Origin of the sequence: Ralstonia sp. AU12-08, assembly GCF_000442475.1 — a bacterium.
GTDB lineage: Bacteria > Pseudomonadota > Gammaproteobacteria > Burkholderiales > Burkholderiaceae > Ralstonia > Ralstonia insidiosa.
Window position 1 is genome coordinate 1 of record NZ_ASZV01000049.1, and the last position, 18,072, is coordinate 18,072.

The 18,072-nt window shown below is 60.5% G+C and carries 18 protein-coding genes; 6 read left to right on the forward strand and 12 right to left on the reverse strand.

Annotated elements, in window-relative coordinates; genetic code table 11:
* Window positions 1-156: 156 nt before the first annotated feature.
* The 3 genes from C404_RS54900 to C404_RS54910 all read right to left on the reverse strand — a co-directional run bounded on the left by C404_RS54900 (window position 157) and on the right by C404_RS54910 (window position 1,917).
* Window positions 157-564, reverse strand: a complete 408-nt coding sequence (locus C404_RS54900) for a hypothetical protein (RefSeq protein WP_012435593.1) — start codon at window positions 562-564, stop codon at window positions 157-159.
* A gap of 78 nt (window positions 565-642) precedes the next feature.
* Window positions 643-1,092, reverse strand: coding sequence for a GtrA family protein (locus C404_RS54905; RefSeq protein WP_012435594.1), 450 nt, complete (start codon window positions 1,090-1,092; stop codon window positions 643-645).
* Between the two features lie 69 nt (window positions 1,093-1,161).
* Complete coding sequence (locus tag C404_RS54910) at window positions 1,162-1,917, reverse strand: class I SAM-dependent methyltransferase (RefSeq protein ID WP_021197345.1); 756 nt, start codon at window positions 1,915-1,917, stop codon at window positions 1,162-1,164.
* Window positions 1,918-2,918: 1,001 nt separating this feature from the next.
* On the opposite strand from C404_RS54910, the gene C404_RS54915 reads away from it, so the two are divergent.
* A complete protein-coding gene (locus C404_RS54915) occupies window positions 2,919-3,734 on the forward strand; it encodes a LysR family transcriptional regulator (protein ID WP_012435597.1) in 816 nt (271 codons plus the stop codon).
* A gap of 120 nt (window positions 3,735-3,854) precedes the next feature.
* Here the strand turns inward: C404_RS54915 and C404_RS59655 are convergent, their stop codons facing one another.
* The 4 genes from C404_RS59655 to C404_RS54930 are packed head-to-tail and all read right to left on the reverse strand — an operon-like array spanning window position 3,855 to window position 7,876.
* Window positions 3,855-4,427 (reverse strand): TniQ family protein, encoded by a 573-nt coding sequence (locus tag C404_RS59655; protein ID WP_225694714.1) that lies wholly within the window; start codon window positions 4,425-4,427, stop codon window positions 3,855-3,857.
* Window positions 4,428-4,470: 43 nt separating this feature from the next.
* Window positions 4,471-5,448 (reverse strand): ATP-binding protein, encoded by a 978-nt coding sequence (locus C404_RS54920; protein WP_021197347.1) that lies wholly within the window; start codon window positions 5,446-5,448, stop codon window positions 4,471-4,473.
* A 26-nt stretch (window positions 5,449-5,474) separates the two neighbouring features.
* On the reverse strand, window positions 5,475-7,448 hold the full coding sequence (locus C404_RS54925; protein ID WP_012435600.1) for a DDE-type integrase/transposase/recombinase: 1,974 nt from the start codon (window positions 7,446-7,448) through the stop codon (window positions 5,475-5,477).
* Entirely contained in the window at window positions 7,448-7,876 is a 429-nt protein-coding gene (locus C404_RS54930) for a hypothetical protein (RefSeq protein ID WP_249262879.1), read from the reverse strand. Before C404_RS54930 ends, C404_RS54925 begins: the two co-directional genes overlap by 1 nt.
* 613 nt (window positions 7,877-8,489) lie before the next feature.
* Between C404_RS54930 and C404_RS54935 the strand changes: the two genes are divergently transcribed.
* The 5 genes from C404_RS54935 (at window position 8,490) to C404_RS54955 (ending at window position 12,615) form a co-directional block, all read left to right on the forward strand.
* Entirely contained in the window at window positions 8,490-9,335 is an 846-nt protein-coding gene (locus tag C404_RS54935) for a DNA-binding protein (RefSeq protein WP_012435602.1), read from the forward strand.
* Window positions 9,336-9,439: 104 nt separating this feature from the next.
* Window positions 9,440-10,390 (forward strand): TraB/GumN family protein, encoded by a 951-nt coding sequence (locus tag C404_RS54940; protein ID WP_012435603.1) that lies wholly within the window; start codon window positions 9,440-9,442, stop codon window positions 10,388-10,390.
* On the forward strand, window positions 10,387-11,256 hold the full coding sequence (locus C404_RS54945; RefSeq protein ID WP_021197350.1) for a hypothetical protein: 870 nt from the start codon (window positions 10,387-10,389) through the stop codon (window positions 11,254-11,256). Before C404_RS54940 ends, C404_RS54945 begins: the two co-directional genes overlap by 4 nt.
* 119 nt (window positions 11,257-11,375) lie before the next feature.
* A complete protein-coding gene (locus C404_RS54950) occupies window positions 11,376-11,768 on the forward strand; it encodes an HU family DNA-binding protein (RefSeq protein WP_012435605.1) in 393 nt (130 codons plus the stop codon).
* A gap of 85 nt (window positions 11,769-11,853) precedes the next feature.
* Window positions 11,854-12,615 carry a hypothetical protein gene (locus C404_RS54955; protein ID WP_004635272.1) on the forward strand — a complete coding sequence of 254 codons (762 nt, stop codon included), beginning with the start codon at window positions 11,854-11,856 and terminating at the stop codon, window positions 12,613-12,615.
* A 144-nt stretch (window positions 12,616-12,759) separates the two neighbouring features.
* On the opposite strand, the gene C404_RS54960 is transcribed toward C404_RS54955, so the two are convergent.
* The 5 genes from C404_RS54960 to C404_RS54970 all read right to left on the reverse strand — a co-directional run bounded on the left by C404_RS54960 (window position 12,760) and on the right by C404_RS54970 (window position 17,990).
* The gene (locus C404_RS54960; RefSeq protein WP_004635270.1) at window positions 12,760-13,485 is read right to left on the reverse strand and encodes a hypothetical protein; all 726 of its coding nucleotides are present in this window, start codon (window positions 13,483-13,485) and stop codon (window positions 12,760-12,762) included.
* Between the two features lie 389 nt (window positions 13,486-13,874).
* Entirely contained in the window at window positions 13,875-16,274 is a 2,400-nt protein-coding gene (locus tag C404_RS0130450) for a restriction endonuclease (RefSeq protein WP_004635269.1), read from the reverse strand.
* Between the two features lie 16 nt (window positions 16,275-16,290).
* Window positions 16,291-17,145, reverse strand: a complete 855-nt coding sequence (locus tag C404_RS54965) for a DUF5677 domain-containing protein (protein ID WP_004635267.1) — start codon at window positions 17,143-17,145, stop codon at window positions 16,291-16,293.
* A 54-nt stretch (window positions 17,146-17,199) separates the two neighbouring features.
* Complete coding sequence (locus C404_RS59665; protein WP_004635264.1) at window positions 17,200-17,385, reverse strand: hypothetical protein; 186 nt, start codon at window positions 17,383-17,385, stop codon at window positions 17,200-17,202.
* Complete coding sequence (locus C404_RS54970) at window positions 17,382-17,990, reverse strand: hypothetical protein (RefSeq protein WP_225694715.1); 609 nt, start codon at window positions 17,988-17,990, stop codon at window positions 17,382-17,384. The genes C404_RS59665 and C404_RS54970 overlap by 4 nt, the downstream gene beginning before the upstream one ends.
* Between the last annotated feature and the right edge of the window lie 82 nt (window positions 17,991-18,072).

Here is an 18,072-nt window from a genome sequence, read left to right on the forward strand (position 1 = left end):
CGTTCACGGTAAATCCGGTCGTTGCGGTCAGGCTCGCTAGATTGCTTGAGGAAGCCGACACGCATTCTGCTGAACAATGGCAGATTGCATGCCCCTTTTCTGGCTTTTGGGCAGCAAATGACGCCAGCTTGGCTGGCGTACCAGCGGGCGAGATACTTACTGCGCTGCCGCGCTTACCACCACAGTCATCGGCGTCCACGCTTCCATCGCCAGCTCCCTTGTTTCGCCTGCATCCAAGACCAAATTGATCGGTTGCGTTCCCGGCAGGGTCTTAACGCTGCTAGCATCCTTGACGTCCAGACGTAGGGCTACAGAAGCACTTCCCCGGTTGACCAGCCGCATGATGTAGCGTTGCTGATAGGAAAGTACTTTGGTCAGAATGACGCCACGCGGCGCAGATACGTCAAACTCCTCCGCATTTGTGGGAAAGGGTTGTGTACCCCCCAAGATTACGACGGGGTTGTGGGCGTCGAATCCGTGCTCAAGATGCAGGACGAAGCCTTTGGCCACCGTCGGAAAGCTGGCAGCCACGGCCAACACCGATATCAAAGCGTTTTTTTTCATGCAATAGTCTCCTAGTGGGCGGGACCTTGAGCGCGTCGTACCCGCACAGCCAAATGCCTGAGTTGGCGTGAAAGAGGGTTAGCTATCAGGTTTTTGCTGTGTACGCCAAGCACCAGCCTTGCAGTTTGAGGCGTCCACAACTGCAGGTGCTGCTTGTGCAACGGAAAATGTCCACCTGCGATGCAGATTGAAATTGATCAGAACCAAGATCCCGGTTGAGATCACCTGTGCAACCAAATAGTGCAGGCCCGCAGCGAACAGGACCGCCAGCATCCAGGCGTTGAACAGCAATGCCAGCACCCACACAAGGAGGAAGCGCGAGAGTGTCGCACCGACCTTGGCGGGGGCGCCGAACACCCATCGCCGACTAACCGTGAAATTGAGCACGAGCCCGAAGATCGCACCTAGGGTCGATCCCACCACGGGGGTGGTACCGGAGTGGACCAAAATGTACAGCGCCAGATAGTGAGTGGCGGTGGAAGCACCGCCACTCAGCAGATATCTGTAGAAGATTCGTCGATCGGTCATGCCGGCCTTTTCTCCAAGGCGCATCAGCGCAGGTGCGAATGACTGGTTTCAGTGCCTTGAATGGCCATATCACTCCTTGACCGCGACAGCGAGCAGCGAACCACCGGCGGGAAATGGCAAGCTGCGGGTCAACAAGCGATATTCAACGTCGCAGACGGTCGAAAACAGCCGATTGAGTGTCTTTCCGATGCGGAAACCCTCGTCAACCTCCAGATCGGTCCGCGCAATCTTCTGGTGCACGCGCGAAATAACCATGACGGGTAACAGCAGCGACATGAAGGAATTGACGTAGAGCGGACGGAACCCGGTGGCCCGCAGCTTCTCCACGAGATCCTTACGCGTATAACGACGCTTGTGTTTGGCCGCGTCGTCCACGCGACTCCAGAGAGAAGGATGCTGAGGCACCGTCAAGATCAGCCCACCTCCGCGCCGGCACGCCTTGTACATCTCGCTCAGGGCGAGTCGGTCATCATCGATATGCTCGATCACATCAAAGGCGCTGACCACGTCGAATGCTTCGACAAAAGGGATCGCGCGCGCGTCCATTTGCAAGAACTTCGCTGTGCAATGGCGGCGCGCCATTTGCAGCGCATGCAGCGAAGGCTCCCCACCGCATACCTCAGCATGTGGGAACCGGTCTGCAATCGCAGCGAGATTCTCTGCTGTGCCGCAGCCAATCTCCAAGAAGGACTGAAGCCGCGGGAAATAACGTTGCAGCGCCCACACGATTAACTTTCGGCGATACACGAACCAAAAGTGCTCGGCTTGAAGCTTTTGGTATTCGTCGAACAGCGGCTCGTGGAAGCCGTCGTTGTCCTGAAGCATTTCGGGCGCCAAGCAAGCGACTCCGTCATGGACGGCGGCTCTCCAGCCGCAGGCATTGCACGACCAAGCAAAAGGCCTCAGAGGCGCATGGCAATTTACACAGATATGCACGGCAAACTCCTACGCAGCGAACAACAGCGCTATTCACCGCGCCTTGATTGCTCGCTGACGGAACACTCAATTTCCCTGGTTGCGTGCCGGGACACGCTCACGGGTCTTACCGCTGTGGCCGCGTGCCTCCCTTACAAAAGCGAAGGCTGTCAGACGTCAGCAGTGATGCGTGTCAGGAAACCAGGCGCGGAGGCCGTAGGAGGAGCTCTGGGATGAAACTAAGAAATTGGGCGCTAGACGACGAATGTGTTCGCGCTGTCGGCCGACAACTGGACATGGTCAGTCGCGCGGGCACTGCATACTGCGGAGCCTCCTCGCAAGACGGACATAGCTTGCACCGGTCGTCATAACGAGCAGGTCCTGCTTTGCCATGGTGGTCGTGGCAATGCTTATGGCTGGTACGTGTAGCCACGGAGAGGCGCTTATGCTGAATGCTCCGCGATTTCTTGATTACAGCATGCGCGCGTTCGCAGTCGGCAGGAATACCGGCGCCCATGCCCTGTGAGGGCAGCGCAACTAGTACCAGCCAGAGCGAAAAAACGCGCAGCAACTTCACGGGCACCATCAATGGACGATCACGGAGCCGCAGTCTAGGAAAGTCAACCTGACCGTAGAGTTACGGGTGGATTACAAGAATGCAGCCGGAGAATGGTGCTTGCTCTCCGCATGCTTACCACCTCGAATCACCTTGCGCATACTGAAGGCGCAAGCATGCGATCAACTCATGGTCTGGCGCGCCAAAACTTGGCCTCTCAACGCATGCAGAGCATGCGCGGCACTCGGTGGAATCCCACTGCATCAGAAAAATATGCGCAGTGTCTCCTGCCAGTTCTTGCGGCGATGTTTTTGCCGGCAGCACGCTGAGGGTTGGGGTGCAGCCCTCTCAACAAATGTCCTTGTCCTTTACGGGCACGATCAGCCGGGCGGCAGATCTCGTGCACCGCTCGCAATCGGCGGTGAGCATGCAGATCAAGACGCTGGAATCGGCCCTTGGCAAAGCGCTGTTCGTGCGCAAGCCGCGCAGCGTGGTGCCGACGCAGGACGGCGAGGTGCTGCTGGCACACGCGCGCCGGATCATTGCGCTGCGCGATGAGGCATGGGCGGCGGTCGTCCGGCCGGACGTGACTGGCCGCGTGGTGATCGGCGTACCGGACGATTACGCGTCGTCGCTGTTTCCGCCGATTCTCAAGAAGTTCTCGGCCACCTATCCGAAGGTCGAGATCCAGGTGACCGGCCTGCCCAGCGTCGCGCTCGCCCCGATGTTGCGCGACGGCACGGTGGATCTCGTCTGCGCGACGCGGGTGAAAGGGCTGACCGGCGAGTTCTTGCGGCACGAGCCGATGGTGTGGGCCGCAGCGCCCGGCGCCACTGACATCTGGCGTGAGCGGCCGCTACCAATTGCCGTGTTCCTACCGGGAAGCGTCGCACGCGAGAAGGCGATCCACAGTCTCGAGCGCGCAAAAATCGTGTATCGAACTTCCTATGAGAGCCCGAGTCTGCTTGGCCTGCTGACGATGGCCCGAACTGGCCTCGCCATCACCCCGCTCGCGCGGTGTGCTGTGCCATCTGACTTTACGCTGCTCGGGCCCGCACACGGCCTGCCTGAGATTGGCACGCTTGAAATCGTCCTCGCCCGAAGCGTCACGTCAAACCGACCACCCTGCGATTTTCTCGCCGAGCGCATCGTCGCTGAACTTCACGCATGAGCGCGCCTCGCCCGACGCCCAACCGGGGGCCGGGACTCAGTATTTCCAGCGTGATGGAGCAATTTTTCGACTCCACGGCAATCACGCGAGTGACGCCGCCGTGATCCAAATGCGCCCAGTCTAGCCGTATGTCCTTTCAAAGTATCGCCGACGCATTGCAACTCTGTCATCTTTGCACATCTTCTCCGATCGTAGTGTCGAATACGTCTTGTAACTGTAGGGGGCACCACAGTAGTCGCATCGAAACGGGGTTTCCAGAAAACGAGCTTTGAGCAAGCAGAGCGGCTCGTAGCCGCAGCGTCGGCAACCGATCTCGAGTGGCGTCTGATGCGCCGGGCATGTGGACTCGCTCTGCAACTGATGGAGGGGACTGTGGTATCCACGCCCCAAACACTTGCGGCAAAATCGAAAACGCTCGTCGTACTGGCGGTAAGGAAAAGCATCGAGGACCGATCCGAGAAGTATCTTGGCCGGCAGGTGCAAGGTCTTGCGCAAGGCGGCGATATTGATCGCATCGTGCACCGGTAAAACGCCGGAATAGGGATCGGCGTGCAAGGACAAGGCGGCATGACGCACCACAACATGCCCCGAAAGCTGATTGGCCTGCGCGAATTTCCAAAGAATGGAAATCAGCGACTCGCACGGGTCGACCCATTTCGGGTCGAAGGTGTAGCCTAGCGCGGGCGAAAGCACGCTCTCGTCAAACGATAGAATCGGGAATCGATTCTTCCGGGAGCTACGCAGCGGCGATGATATGCCCGGTCGCATGGCGCGATTGGACGTAACCACACTGTTGCACGGCGTATGCCCACAATGCTGGCGCTGGGCTGTAACCCGGTGCGTCCCGGGTCTCGCTATCTTTCAGGACAATCTCAACAGCGCGCACGAAATATTCCATCGGGATTTCCATCTTGTAGGGGAGGCTCGCCTTGTGATGCGCCGCGCTGAAGGCCTCCCAGAGCACGGTCGCGTCGTTGACAAGCCGGTAGTTGGTGTCGAATGCCTCGGGGACGTAAAACCGCGTGAAGGTCCAAGCGCTCGCCTCCGGGTAACAGGTTTCGTCATAGCCGAGCAAGCAAGTCGCGACATCATCAGCATCGCGTATCCCATAGAACGGCAACTCTTCGACCATGAGGCGCGCGATGATCTGCGTGGCCCCTGCCGCCTGCAGCGATTCCTTCTTGGCCAGCAACTCCTCCTGGCCGACCAGGAAGGTGTACAGCTTGATCTGCTGCCGATCGAGCGTATCGTGAATGTCGCGCAGCCACTCGTACTCATTGACGTTGTAGCGCTGTGCCTCATCGCAAAACAGGAGAATCGTTCCGCTGCCCGCTCGGGCCGCCGCCTCCCGCAGCTTATGGGTCAGCCGGAACCGCTTGGCCGTGTTGGTTCCCGTCTGCGGCTCGGGATAGCCGACGGCCTCCAGCAGGTTCGACAGAAAGGGGCCCTCCGCATGCTTGGGCTTGTGCTCGCACTGCGCGTGGAAGGTGGAGATTTTGGGGTAGTTGCGGGCGAGCAGGAGCCGTATGTATTCGATCGCCCGGGTCTTGCCAATGCGTGAGGGTCCGTAGATCAGCGCCCCAGGAACACGGTACCGCAGGCACCGTGTCACCAGTTCATAAAAATCCTGGATCGCTGCCGTGGCGATCCGGTAATTGCCAGTGACCAGAGGGTGCGTAGCCGGATCAACCGGGCGGGGGCGTTCGACAGACATGGTGGTCCTCCTTGCGGGCGGCCCGCCTAGGAAATCAGTCCCGTACCAATCGTGAGGCGGCGTGGTACACCGGGCGCTGGCGGCGGCGATGGTGAATCGTCAGCGACGGCATTGGAAAGCGGCGCAGAAATGGGTACGGTGGGTCGCAAAGGCGTGTAGATCGTCGGCGCAGTCGACAAAACACGGATGACGTGCGCGAGATCCGTGGCGGCTTTGCGTGTGTGTTTGGCGTGCGCCAGCTTCTCTTGGACGAACGCCTCGATCACGTTGCCTTCCATCCCTTTGCGCATGCCGCGCTTCTTACGCCATTTCAGGATCTCTTTGCGCAGCCGCAAATCGTGGGGCACCAGGCCCCACGCGCCCTGCGCCTGCAATGGCCCCAACTCGGCTCCATCCGCGAGAAACGCCCGTACGCCGCGCAGGTCTTCGACGTTGGAATAGACAAGCAGCTTCGTACCGATCAGATGCGTCGCCGCTGCCAGGGTTGTGCTGGTGTAGCGCACACCGTGCAGGTTGATGTGAGGACGCACACCTTGGTGCAAGTAGGCACGCACCGTGTGCCTCGACGCGGTTTGCATCAGGCACAGCGTGCGACGCCGATGCTCGGCCAACCAGGAGAGCATGCTCTGCTTGACACGGATCAACCGCTCCATGGCCTCCAGAGGCGTGATGTTGTTCAGCCCGCTGTGCGGTGTACCGTTGTAACTGGCGATGGCATATTCGACGAGTTCCGTCAGCTCATCGGAGGACAGGTACAAGCGGAGATTGCCCTTCGGATCGGACAGCGCACGCCGAAGGTCACGCGGATGCGATCCGGTGTAGCCAGGCAGACGCGACGACATCTCTTGCGCAATGGTCGCAAAGAAACGCTCAATGTAGGGGCGCTCGTCCGGGTGGTGATAAGGGCCCGCATCGACAATGCAACCCACGAACTCGCACAAGGCACTGAGCGTGTCGTTGGCAAGATTTGCTTTGGCGTTGTCGAGCTTGATCCACTCCCAGCAAGCGTAGGCGAGCTCGGGCAGTTTTTGCGACGGCAGGCCATCGTGCTTGGAGTACGCGAGATTGGGAAGGGTGAAGGTCATGGGGCGATGAGGCTCCAGTGCCTTCTCCATCGTCTTGATCACGTCATGACGGCTGTACTCGCGCGCGAGCACGACGTGATAACCCAGGATCGCGCGAGTGCAAACGTCGATGATGACCAGCAGCCAGATGCGCTCCATTTCGAACTCGTGCTCAAAACCCAAAGGGTCACGTACCACCACCTTGAGCCGAACATCCAGACGGTGCCCGTCGAATTCCACGACCTGATAGGGGCGCACGGCCGCGGGCGATACGGCATGTCCGTCCTGCAGGGGCAAGCCTTTGAGGTGAGAGGCGCCCGCCGCGCGCGCAGCTTGGCCGAAGGAGCGCAGCATTTCCGCCTTGAGCCGGTTGGACAACGAGCGGATTGCCAAATAGTCCATACAGAGCGGGTAGTCCGTCGCCTTCAGACCGAGCGACCGACATTGCTTCAGGAACTCCTCATGCAGGGCTTTCAGGCCGCGCAGGCGCGTCTTGAGCTTGCCATCCGTGCTGACCTGATGCAGCACGACCTTGCGTTGCCGAATCTGAGCCCGAAGCCACGTCACCAAGGCGGGATGGCTCTCGAAGATTTGCGATATCGCCCCGGCCGTACCGCGACTGCCGGTCTGCCCCTGGACGACGATAGGGGCAACGCGCGCGTATTCGGCAATCCGCACATTGGGAATGACGGCGCGAAAGCCCCAGATCCGTCCATCGGGGTGTGTCTGCAACGCACGATACAACCACCGATATAGTTGGCGACGATCGATACCGGTGGACAGTTCAATTTCGTCGATAGCGTCGCCTCGTGCATAGCGCTCGATGGCGGCAGTCGCCATGCGTACCCGCTGCTGACGCCCCTCCGTGAGCTCCGTCCATGCAACTGACGGCCAGGACGCGAGGTCGAGATGCTGGAGCTCCGGTTTGCGGCGCATCAGGACTGTCCTCCCGGTGCCGAGAACAGTGTGAGCAGCGACAACGCTTCCGTATGCAAGGTCGGTGCCGAGAGCTTGCCCGTGCGCAATAACTCATACACCGCGGTGCGAACCAGAACGGGATCGCCTGTGGCGTACTCGCGCTCAATGGTCAGGAGTTGCCTCGGCTCAGCTGTCGCAAAGCGCCGGATCGCTGTCAGCAGACTCGCCGCTGGCAAGCCGCGATTGGCCACGATCGTGGGTAACATCCGTTGCCAGTTGTCGATCCAGACTCGGGATGCAGCGAGTTCTGCCGGCGGCACCACACGAATATCGATCTCTGAGTCGTCCAGTTGGCGCCCTTTGTCGACGACCATGCCCTCGTCGTCTGACTCTGAGAGCAACACCAACTCGTCCCGAGTTTCATAACGGACCCAGAACTCGGCCAAGTGTCGCTGTCCGCCCACTAGGATGAACCCAGGCCTTTCGCAAAAACGCTGAACGTCGGGATCGGCCTCCAGCCTCAGCCATTGATCGAGAGCCGCACGCCGATAGAACGACACCCGGCGCCCCAATTTGAGGCTGAAGGCCTCGAGCCGATGCGCTCCGCGAGGTCGCGGGATCGGGATCGGGCTATCGAAGGACTGACTTTTCCCCATAAGATCAAGGCCTTACGAAGGGAGTGGAAGTCTAGGATGCCAATTGACAAATTTAATGCGGGCTTACGCCTATTGACGCTATTGCCTCGCTTTCAACGTAATTAAAATTGTCACTACAGAGCCCGCGTTGGCTCAGTTTCGCCAAACCGTAGTGACATTTTTATTTTGTTCTACGCCGATGCGCTCCGCGAGGTCGCGGGATCGGGACCGGGCTATCGAAGGACTGACTTTTCCCCATAAGATCAAGGCCTTACGAAGGGAGTGGAAGTCTAGGATGCCAATTGACAAATTTAATGCGGGCTTACGCCTATTGACGCTATTGCCTCGCTTTCAACGTAATTAAAATTGTCACTACAGAGCCCGCGTTGGCTCAGTTTCGCCAAACCGTAGTGACATTTTTATTTTGTTCTACGCCGAGCAAATCAAGCCGACGCTAAGCGCAGTGCGCGAGCGGCTGGGCACTGGCAGCATGAACACCATCCACCGCCATCTGGTTACTTGGCAGGGTCAACAAAAGCCTGCCGCGCGCAAGATTGGCGATCCGAACCCCCGCCTGCTGGCCGCACTGGGCACCGAGTTTTCGCGGGTGGCCGAGGACGCCGCGGCCGACGCCGAGGCCGCACTGGCGCAGGTCATGAGTGAAAACGCGGTGCTGGCCAGCACTGGCGAGGCTCTGGAAGCTGAACGCGACGCCCTGACGCAGGAGCTGCAGCAGGTTGCGACAGAGCGCGACAAGCTTGCCGGCAAGGCGGCCGAGCAGGCAGCAGAGATCGAACGCTTGAATGCAGAGTCGGAGCGGGAGCGCGGCGAACTCGCCGCCGTTCGTCGGGCGCTCGCGCAAGTGGAGTTGCGCCTGGAAGCGCTGCCACACTTGGAGCGCGAACTGAGCGAACTGCGCGCCCAACTGGCGGCGGAACAGGCCGCCCGGGTCGCTGCCGATCGCACAGCCGCCGTCGCCGATGCGCAGCGTGAAGCTGCTGACATCGCCCGAATCCAGGCCAACGAGCGCTTGGCCAACGCCGAATCGCGCGAGCACCAGGTGCGTGCCCAACTGGCTGAAGCGCAGGCCGCGCATGAGCGCACCCGCGAGAAACTAACCGAGGTCGTCGGTCTTGAGGCCGGTGCCCAGGCCGAGTTGCGAATGCTGCGCGAGCAAATTGAGGCCGCGAAGCCGACACCAGAGTCGGCACCAGATCAGCAGACCGGTCAACCGCCGAGCAAACCAAACTCACGGCGCAAGGGGGCGTAGCAACGCCGCTTACCTACCCACTGGGCGGCACGGCCCCCCTCTGCATTGCGCCCTGCCCGCCATACAGTCCTTCCCCTAGCCCTCTTCACATCCGGAGTCATCGCATGCTGCGGTCGTTTGGCCTGGTTGACCAATTTCGCACACTGGCGGCATTCGTTTGTGCCGCCACCCTCGCCTCCACACCGGCTATTGCACAGGATGGCGTACCCGCACTCGCAATCACCGCGCCGAACGGGGCCAAAAGCGTGCTGGTCGCCACTCTCCACGTCCCCTATCAGGGCATGCGCCAGCCGGCGATGTCGGTGCTCCAGGGCGCCACAAGTTTTGTCATTGAAAGTTCGAGGGCCCAAGGTCCACAGCCTGTCGAACTCCAGGGCGCCGATCTACTGGACCCCGAGGTGTTTGCTGGTCGGGCCTCTCGTGCACCATGGGCCCGGTCATTGACCGATACACAGGTTGAATTTCTTCAGCTGCGCGCGAAATGCGCAGCACCTCAACGTCCCGACCTGGCCATCGAAATGCTGCAGCACAAGAGTCCGCGTATGGCCGCCGCGTACGCTTGGATTCCCTGCACAGAATTGAGCAACCTGTCCAGAGACGCGATATTCGCGATAGCGGCACTGCGCTACAACGTAGCGATAGTGCCTCTCGAAGATCAGACCGACTTGGAAAACCGGCGACGCGCGGTCCCGGATCGGATCTATTGGCGCCTGCTGATGGGCGGCTTGAACATCGCCCGCCAGCGAGAGGATTTCCGTCAAGCTGTTATCGCATTCAATCGCGGCGACTATGAGAGGATCGCCGCTCTCGCGAGTCTGGGTAACGAATCTCCAGAGGATGCGGCGATCTATCACCGCCTGATGGTCCACGACCGCAATTTGTCCTGGATGCCGCGCTTGCGCCAAGCCCTCGACGCCGGCGGCGCGGTGGTCGCGGTTGGTGCTGCTCACCTGCCAGGGTCCGACGGACTCATCGCACTCTTGCGAGCGGACGGCTACCAAGTCAACGACATTCTGCTGCCGAATGACACAGCAATGGAGATGCAAGCACCATGATGGATGATGCAATGCATCGCGCTCAAGATGTCGTCTATGGCCAAGACCAAGCCGCGCAGATGCGAAAGGCACCGGGCCTTGCGCGCATCCGCGCGGCAGCATCTGACTCCAGTTGCACGGTATTGGACCAGTCGGTCTGGAAGCGCACTGAGCTGGGCCCGGTCCTTGATCTCCTCACGACTGAAGGATCAACCCAGCGGGTCTACGTCGACGTGCCCATCGCCGCCGTGGTTGGCTTAACGCATCGGAATTTCAGCAAGGCCTTGACGTGGCGCGGCATGCTGCAGGACCTGCACGGTTTTGGCTGGGACGAGCGCGTCATTGACTACTGCGAATCGGAAATCGGCCACCAATCATTTCCCGCCCCTGAGGCAGCGTACGAACTGAAGCTGGCCGCCTACGGCGGGGCTGTGACGTGCACCAACGGCGTCCACCGCCTGGTCGCGGCCGTGAACTGGTTGGGCGCCACGCAAGGTGAACACGCCGTGCTGCGCAAGGTCTCGGTCTGGTACCGGCCGACCGATGCCTCGTTGGTCAGTGCGTTGCGCGCGCTCGAGCAGCAAGGCGCCCGATTGCGTCTCGGCTGCGCCAGAGACGACGCCGGCATCCGCCGTATGTGGTTCATCGAATCAACCACCGCGCACCGCGTCAGCTATTTCCACGTCACGCCCGGACGCTGCACTCCAATTCAGGTCGGACCGCGCTGGGTGGCAAAAGCACGAGCATGGGCGGGCCTAGAGGCCGACGCCGTACATTTCGTGTCGGAGTGGTTCGATATTCCCCCGACCGTTCTCGATACGGTGGTAAAGGATGCTTGGATCGACGCGCAGATCCGCGCGCCCCGCTACGAGGCCCCTCTTGACTAAATGAAGACGGTGAGTCCCGTTGTCCAGCACGACTGGCCTTGCTATTCTTCCCTCGCACGCAGTAGCGCGCACAATTCGCCATCTCGCGATGGTCAACCACCTTGAAATCTACGCACTCCATGGCGACGAAATCCAAGACCGCAGCAAAGAAAGCCGCACCGGCAAAGAAGACCGCCGCCGCCGCGGCCCCGACCATCAAGCCGCTGAAGGACACCTTCACCAAAGCCAGCCTGGTGAGTCACTTGGCCGAGCAGACAGAACTTGAGGCCAAGGCCGTGAAGTCCGTGCTCCTGCATCTGGAGAACACCATCCTGAGTGCGCTGCACAAGAAAGGCGCCGGCGAGTTCACGCTGCCTGGTCTCTTCAAGGTGGTATCCGTGAAGGTACCGGCCACCAAGCGTCGCTTCGGCAAAAACCCTTTCACGGGCCAAGAGCAATGGTTCGAGGCCAAGCCGGCCAGCGTGCGTGTCAAGGTGCGCCCGCTGAAGAAGGTGAAGGACGCCGCTCAGTAAGTCCTCCGCTGCCATTCGTGCCAACGGGAGGCCAAGCCTCCCGTTTTCATTGGCGCGTGTGCCCAACGCAACCCATGAGGATGTCTTGTCTCTCTTTCCCCAGCGTAGCGCGGACGTGCGCCGCTACAAGTTCATCAATTGGAACGTCGTACTGAAGCCGGCTCTGCAAGAGAAATTTGAGAAGGTCATCACTGCAGCCGAGCAAGCAGGCTACCTCGAACGGCTATACGTGCGCGTCGAACGCGAGCACCGAACTGTCACCCTATTCCCAGGCCAGCATCCGGTGGGCGCTTCGCTGAGAAAACAGGGCTCGACAGCGGCGGAGCACGGAGCCGCACTTGTGTTCTCTCAAGCCAAAACCGGCAATGTCGCCGTGCTGCTCTATCCGTACGAGTCTGAATTCATGCGGCAGCCCGAAAAGCTCATCGTTTGGCGAGTGTTCGTGGGCCCGAACGATGTCACACAAAGCGTCATCGACGCAGCCGTGGCCGACGCGTTCCGATACTGGCGCGTATCCAGTGTGCTCGACGGTGGTTCGCGGTGGGATCGTTGGCGCATCGGAATGCTGCGGCGCCGAGACCGTTACCAATCGGCGGAGAAGGCGATGACGACTCGGCCAAGCCTGGTAGCAAGGGCCGTCGGCGCGTTCCTTGCCTGGTGGCCTGTTGCTGCCTTCGTCGCGTTTAGTGCCCTCGTGACGGTCGTGACCGGCTGGCACGACTTCAGCGACAAGTTTGGTGCCGCTTTCCACTCAACATCCACCGCAGCGAAAGAGTCGACGACTACATCAAAGACAGGCCGCGCCAGCGAAGCGGCGGCGGCCCCCTCGACAGCGCAGGATCGCTAGGCCCGCACCCGTAGTTACGGGTTCAACCGAACTGGGGGGCGAGGCATCCCTGTTTTCGGGTAGTAGCTGTAGTACACGTCAACAGCGCGGGCCCAGCAGTCGAGCAACTCGTCCGAGTGGTCGCGTACCCACTTGGCCAAGGCCTCAGCGTTCGGGTGGCTCATTCCGAACGCCGGCGCACCAGTCGCCACGTCGAACGCGCTTCGTGTCCAAGCAGAAAGCGAACGCCTTCGCCTTCTCGAAGGGATAGTCGCAGGGCACCAGGGGGTGCAGCGACTGTAGCGTGGCGGCGCTGGGCACCACAAAGCCTGCGTCATGGAAGTGCTGCCGGCCATGCGCTTCAAAGTCGTAGTCTACGAACCCAGCCGGGCTGTTGTATTCGACCCGCGTAATCTCGGAGGCGGTGATCGGCGCAAACGAGAGCCACCACGTGCCTTCTTTGGTTGTGGTCGATTTCAATAAATGCCGCCGTCTCGTGAGAGGCAGACGCCAAGGATTTTCGACGTATGCGGAAAGGCCCATAAGCTTGGCTTCATCGGGCTTTTCGCCACGACGCGCGTAGTACTCGACAAAGGGCATCAGAGTGGCTGTGTCGGCCGACATCTCCACCGTCAGGCGCACTCGGGTTTTGTTCATGACGATGCCATTCTTGGGTGCGACCCCATCGACGCGGGTCAGATACTCCATGTCTCTCGCGGTCAACGTTTTGTCGCCTGTCGTCAGGCCGTGACCATCAGCATCGGGATCCGTCGTCAGCCAGACCACTGAGTTGCGAATGCTTCCGTCACCATGCTTCACGTGGCCACGCGAAATCCCCATCGAGAGGATCGTTTCGGCGTACGAGACGGACGTGAAATGGTAGAACTTCATCCGCGTTCCTTCATCGTTGTGTGTGTTGATAGTTCAGCAACGCGATTGACCGAATGCGGTGTCAAACGGGTGCCGACAAGCTTTCTTCATTCAATTAGTCGCAACTGTCCTAGGCGCTCCAATCGCTCGCGGTCGGCCTGATCACTATGCTCCGGTGCGACCGGGTGGGCAGCGCCGCAAATCGTGCAGATCCAAAGCTGCACCCGGTGTGCCGCGTCGAACGATGTTACGCCGGCATTTTCGGGAACGTGGTCACGCAGGACGCCACAACTGTTGCAGGCGAGCCATCGTGTGTGGGATCTCATGGGAGTGCTTCGAGGGTTTTGGCCCGTTCGATGATAGCGCGCACGTTCGCAAGGCAAGGTGCTCGCTCATACAGTGAACCAACTTCAATGCCGATTTTGGCGCCACTGAGCAAATTGCTGGCCGTCGATTAGTTCGAAGCCAAACTCGCGCCCGACCTCGGCGGCCCCCGAAGTAAAGCGGCTTGTGGTAATGACGATCCCTTTGCTGGTGCCGCTGCTGCCGCGATCAGCAAAGGCAATGGCCCCATGCAGTTCACGCACGATTTCCGGGCCGACACTGCGATGCGCCGCCCAGCATTTGCATTGTACGATCCAAGATTGGCCGCTCTCGTCAACCGCGTATAGATCGACGCCACCATCGCCATCCCGACTGGCGGCCTGGTGAATCACGCGCAGCCCTCGTTCCCTGAGCAGTTGCATACAATCCCGCTCGAACTCAAACCATGCCGGCCGCGCACCTTCTGGCGCGGTTGATACCTCTTCGTAGATCATGCGCGATGCCGAGCGGCTGCGGTAGACACGCACCCGCTCAGCCTCCGCCATTGCCCCGCGAGTGTGTGGGCGCACGAATGTGAACCCTTCTGGAAGGTGCATTCCATACCGCTGTGCGAGAAAACGCTGAGTCGCCGATGTTGTTGCCGCCCGGCGCAGGTGTTGAGTGACAGCGTGTGGGGCACGACCAGATTCGTGCGCGTGTTGTGTCGCCTGCCGTAGATTGGGCCGGCTATAGCGTACGCGCGGCAGGTACACCACCGTCGTCAAGTCACGGCCACGGCTGCGGCGCGTTGTCGTTCGCGTACCAAACAGCGACTCTCGCTCCTCCACCACAAGAAAGTCCCGGATGATCGCAGCTGCGATCAACTGCAAGCTCAACTCGGCGTCCGTGTTCCACGTCACTTCGCCATCATCATCGCGCGGGCGGATCAAGCGGCCACCTGTTGCGCGCGGCGGATCGCTGGCAATGCCAATCGCGACATGGTGGTAGCGCTGCGCTGCGTCGAGAAATTGGCACGCGAACTCGCCTTGGTTCTCAAAGATCCGCACCGCCACGAATGGGCCGAACGCCACTTCTACTCGTGCGCCCCACGGGATAGTCCATTGCCGAGCTTCCTGTGCTTCGCGCAGCATCGCCTGAATCGTCGCTTCAGCTTCGTCTTCGGTGCCATCGAGCGCGACGCCGCGCATGGCTTCACAGACATCCGACAACGGGACCGGAAAATCGTTTGGCCCGAGGCGCTGGCCCGCGTCAATGAGGTCCAGCATGTCCAGACCGCTGCGCCACATCTCCTCGATGTCGGACAGCGACGCTTCGAGGTTGAACGGCGCACTACGCAATTCCAAACCGTGTTGCCCAGTGTTGGCGAACCAGGGCCGGTGGGTGCCGCCCTGCGTGATCTTGTCATCCAACAGAGCAGCCTCGAACGTCCAACGTGCGGCTTCGGACAACATTTGGTCGCCCGCATCGTTGAGCAGCGGAATCAGCTTGTCGAGCAAACAGAACAGCGCGTACGTGTCATGCAGCACCTCAACACACGCCCGATACGCAGCTTCCGCATCGGGGGCTGGACCCGCCAATGCTGCCAGCCAACGTCCGATCAATGGCGCACGCGCCACTAGCACCCTGCCCTGCTCGGCAATAATGCCCTCACCGAGCCAGTTGCCCTCTTCCGTGACGACCGGTGGTACGCGGTCATATGCCTGTCGCTCTGCAATTCCGCGCACGAAGCCAGCGGCGAGGCGGCGATTCCGATACACCTGCCTGCCCCATGCGACGCGAGCCTTGTCTGTTGCATTTAGGTCGCCTGCCCAGGGCCCGTCATAGTTCAGCTCCGACCAGACGTCTGACGCGGGTTCCGCCCAAAGCGGGATCGCAGGAGCGGCATCGGTTGTGTCAGCCTTTCGTTCGCGCTCGAATGGATCGAATCGCTGACCCTCGCGTGACCCCTGCAGTCCAGGCACCGGATGTTGCCATTGCTGCTCCATGCCTTGGAGTGAGGGAGCGGTTTCCCCAAAACCCGAATGCAACTGCGCCTCAAACCAAACAGTTTGGTACCCCTCCGGCGAAACGGCGATCATGCGAAAGCGACCGCGCTGGCGAATCGCCGCAACCACTGGATCAGCGCTCGGCCGCATCCACCGTGTGTGGGGATGGGGATTCTTTCCCTCTGTCATCAACGTAAAGGAAAACACCATGGAGGGGGTGTTGTTCCAACGCCAACCAATTGCGACGCACGTCCGCTGTCGACGTAGCCGTTGGATGGTGTCACGGTCCTGGGCGATGAACACTATGCAAGCAACGCCATCTTCACCGATCCAGCCAGGTCCGAAGAACCGTTGACCCACCGAGGTTCCCTTGAACGGCTCCGCCAGCGCTTTGACTTGGGCGGCCGTGGCATGTTCTATCGTCGTGGCAACCGCGCGCGCCACCGGCACTCGTTCGTTCCGGGGGAATTGCTTAGCAGGTGGGTTTTGGTCGGCGGGCATAGGCGAATCGGCAAGCTCAGTTCGTTGTGCCATACAGGGCAGACTGGCGATCAGCGGTCAGATGCCACCGCTGGGCAAGGTTGGCCGCTTCGGTGTTGCTGGCCAGGACCGCCTCAGCCTGCGGAAACAAGGCAACGTAGCTCGTTGCAAAGAAGCTCATGAAAACGAGGGCCACGCTTACGAACCTAGCGGCCATCGCCTCCTGGTCGCAAAGCGCTTGTGCATCGCGAATCTGCAGAATGCTGAGCCAGCTCGAGTGCGCGTAGCCGCAGAGGAAGCTGTAGATTTGGCGGATATAGACGGGGTGGAAACCGGCGGCGATGCCAGTGTCGATCCAAGACTGGCCGGCGCGCCATTCGCCCTTCAGAACCTTTTTACGCATCGGTTCGGAATACTGCTGCCAGACGCCGTGGGCTTCGATCTCGATCTGGAGTTGATCGATCCTTGTCTTCTCGTCGGCCAACTTCTGTTGGTGCTCTGGCGCACGTGCCGGATACGCCTGTCGGTCCAGTAGGCCGGCACGACGCCAGATCATATGGCGGAATTGTCGGACCTCCACATCTTTGCTGCCGTAGATGTAGGCGAACGTGAGGTAGGTCTCCAGAGCCGCGCGCGCAAGAATCATCACGGAACTGTGGTCGATGTGAAGATCTGCGCCATACCCGGCAATATCGATTTGGACCGGTTGGGCTATCAGGCGCAGCGAGGCTACGTGGTAACAGAATTTTTTGCCCAGCACTTGCGCATCGTTCATCCAAAGCTGGTCCACCGGGATCTGCTGCCCGGCCTGGGACTCAACGAGCTGCATCACCAACGTGAGCAGGCGCTCAAAGTCCCCCGAAAGATCATGGTTCAGCACTGATGCAGTCATTGCAGATATGAAAAAGCCGCCCGAAGGCGGCTCCTGTAACGTGCGAGTGTGGCCTCAGCCTGCAACCCTTACGCGCCGGCCTGCCAACACCGATCCTGCTACTTTGGGCTCCACTACCGACCGGCGCGCGACCGCCTGTTCGCGCGTCAATTTGGCGAACACGGCGAGGCGCGCGGCGACCTGTTCCGGCTTTTCGGCCAGGAGCGCTTGGCGTCGAATTTTGCGTGCTGTCGGCTTCATGGTTGATCTCCCTTGCGCATTGCGGACAGGACTGCCCCCAGATCGCGCTCAAGTCTCTCAATCTTACCCTTTTTCTCCACGACCCGTGAGTAGCCCAGGCTTTTGTAGAAATCTACCAACTCGGGAATGGGCCGCTGCAATGAGGCCGTCGTGCAGTCAAACGCCGCCGCACAGAATTCCAGGTAGCGCACTGCGATCTTGGCAAAGCGGCCCTGCAGCGGGTTAGGTGCCGGCGCACGGCTGAGCAGGTGGATCGACGCGACCACGTGTCGATTACTGATCCGCCCCAGGATCAAGCCACACAAGACATGCGTGTGATCCGGCAACTCCGCATAAACGGCGGCCTCCACGCGGCGCGGCCGACGGCGAGCCCGTGTCAACTCGCGGGACCATAGCCAGCCTGGGGCATAGCCTCCGAAGGTCCAGCGATCTGCAGCATCGACGTCCGTCCGTCCGATCGGCCGGAAGCGCACCGTTACCCCCTCTTCTACCGCGACGGCCGCGCTGGCCGCCGCGCCTGCCAGCTCGCGACGCTCAGCGCAGCGGCTTTCGGCAGTGTCCCAGTCTTGGCGCTGGGCCGCCATTTTTGAGGTCGGCGACGACATTTCGGTCTGGATGGAGGCTATTGGGCTGATTCTAACATGCCTAAAAGCGCACTCCATCGAGTGAAGTGCGCTTTTTACTGTG

Coding starts and splice junctions, on each gene's coding strand:
- C404_RS54900 (WP_012435593.1), bottom strand. CDS start 564: ATGAAAAAAAACGCTTTGATATCGGTGTTGGCCGTGGCTGCCAGCTTT.
- C404_RS54905 (WP_012435594.1), bottom strand. CDS start 1,092: ATGACCGATCGACGAATCTTCTACAGATATCTGCTGAGTGGCGGTGCT.
- C404_RS54910 (WP_021197345.1), bottom strand. CDS start 1,917: ATGCTTCAGGACAACGACGGCTTCCACGAGCCGCTGTTCGACGAATAC.
- C404_RS54915 (WP_012435597.1), top strand. CDS start 2,919: ATGTCCTTGTCCTTTACGGGCACGATCAGCCGGGCGGCAGATCTCGTG.
- C404_RS54920 (WP_021197347.1), bottom strand. CDS start 5,448: ATGTCTGTCGAACGCCCCCGCCCGGTTGATCCGGCTACGCACCCTCTG.
- C404_RS54925 (WP_012435600.1), bottom strand. CDS start 7,448: ATGCGCCGCAAACCGGAGCTCCAGCATCTCGACCTCGCGTCCTGGCCG.
- C404_RS54940 (WP_012435603.1), top strand. CDS start 9,440: ATGCTGCGGTCGTTTGGCCTGGTTGACCAATTTCGCACACTGGCGGCA.
- C404_RS54945 (WP_021197350.1), top strand. CDS start 10,387: ATGATGGATGATGCAATGCATCGCGCTCAAGATGTCGTCTATGGCCAA.
- C404_RS54950 (WP_012435605.1), top strand. CDS start 11,376: ATGGCGACGAAATCCAAGACCGCAGCAAAGAAAGCCGCACCGGCAAAG.
- C404_RS54960 (WP_004635270.1), bottom strand. CDS start 13,485: ATGAAGTTCTACCATTTCACGTCCGTCTCGTACGCCGAAACGATCCTC.
- C404_RS0130450 (WP_004635269.1), bottom strand. CDS start 16,274: ATGCCCGCCGACCAAAACCCACCTGCTAAGCAATTCCCCCGGAACGAA.
- C404_RS54965 (WP_004635267.1), bottom strand. CDS start 17,145: ATGACTGCATCAGTGCTGAACCATGATCTTTCGGGGGACTTTGAGCGC.
- C404_RS59665 (WP_004635264.1), bottom strand. CDS start 17,385: ATGAAGCCGACAGCACGCAAAATTCGACGCCAAGCGCTCCTGGCCGAA.
- C404_RS54970 (WP_225694715.1), bottom strand. CDS start 17,990: ATGTCGTCGCCGACCTCAAAAATGGCGGCCCAGCGCCAAGACTGGGAC.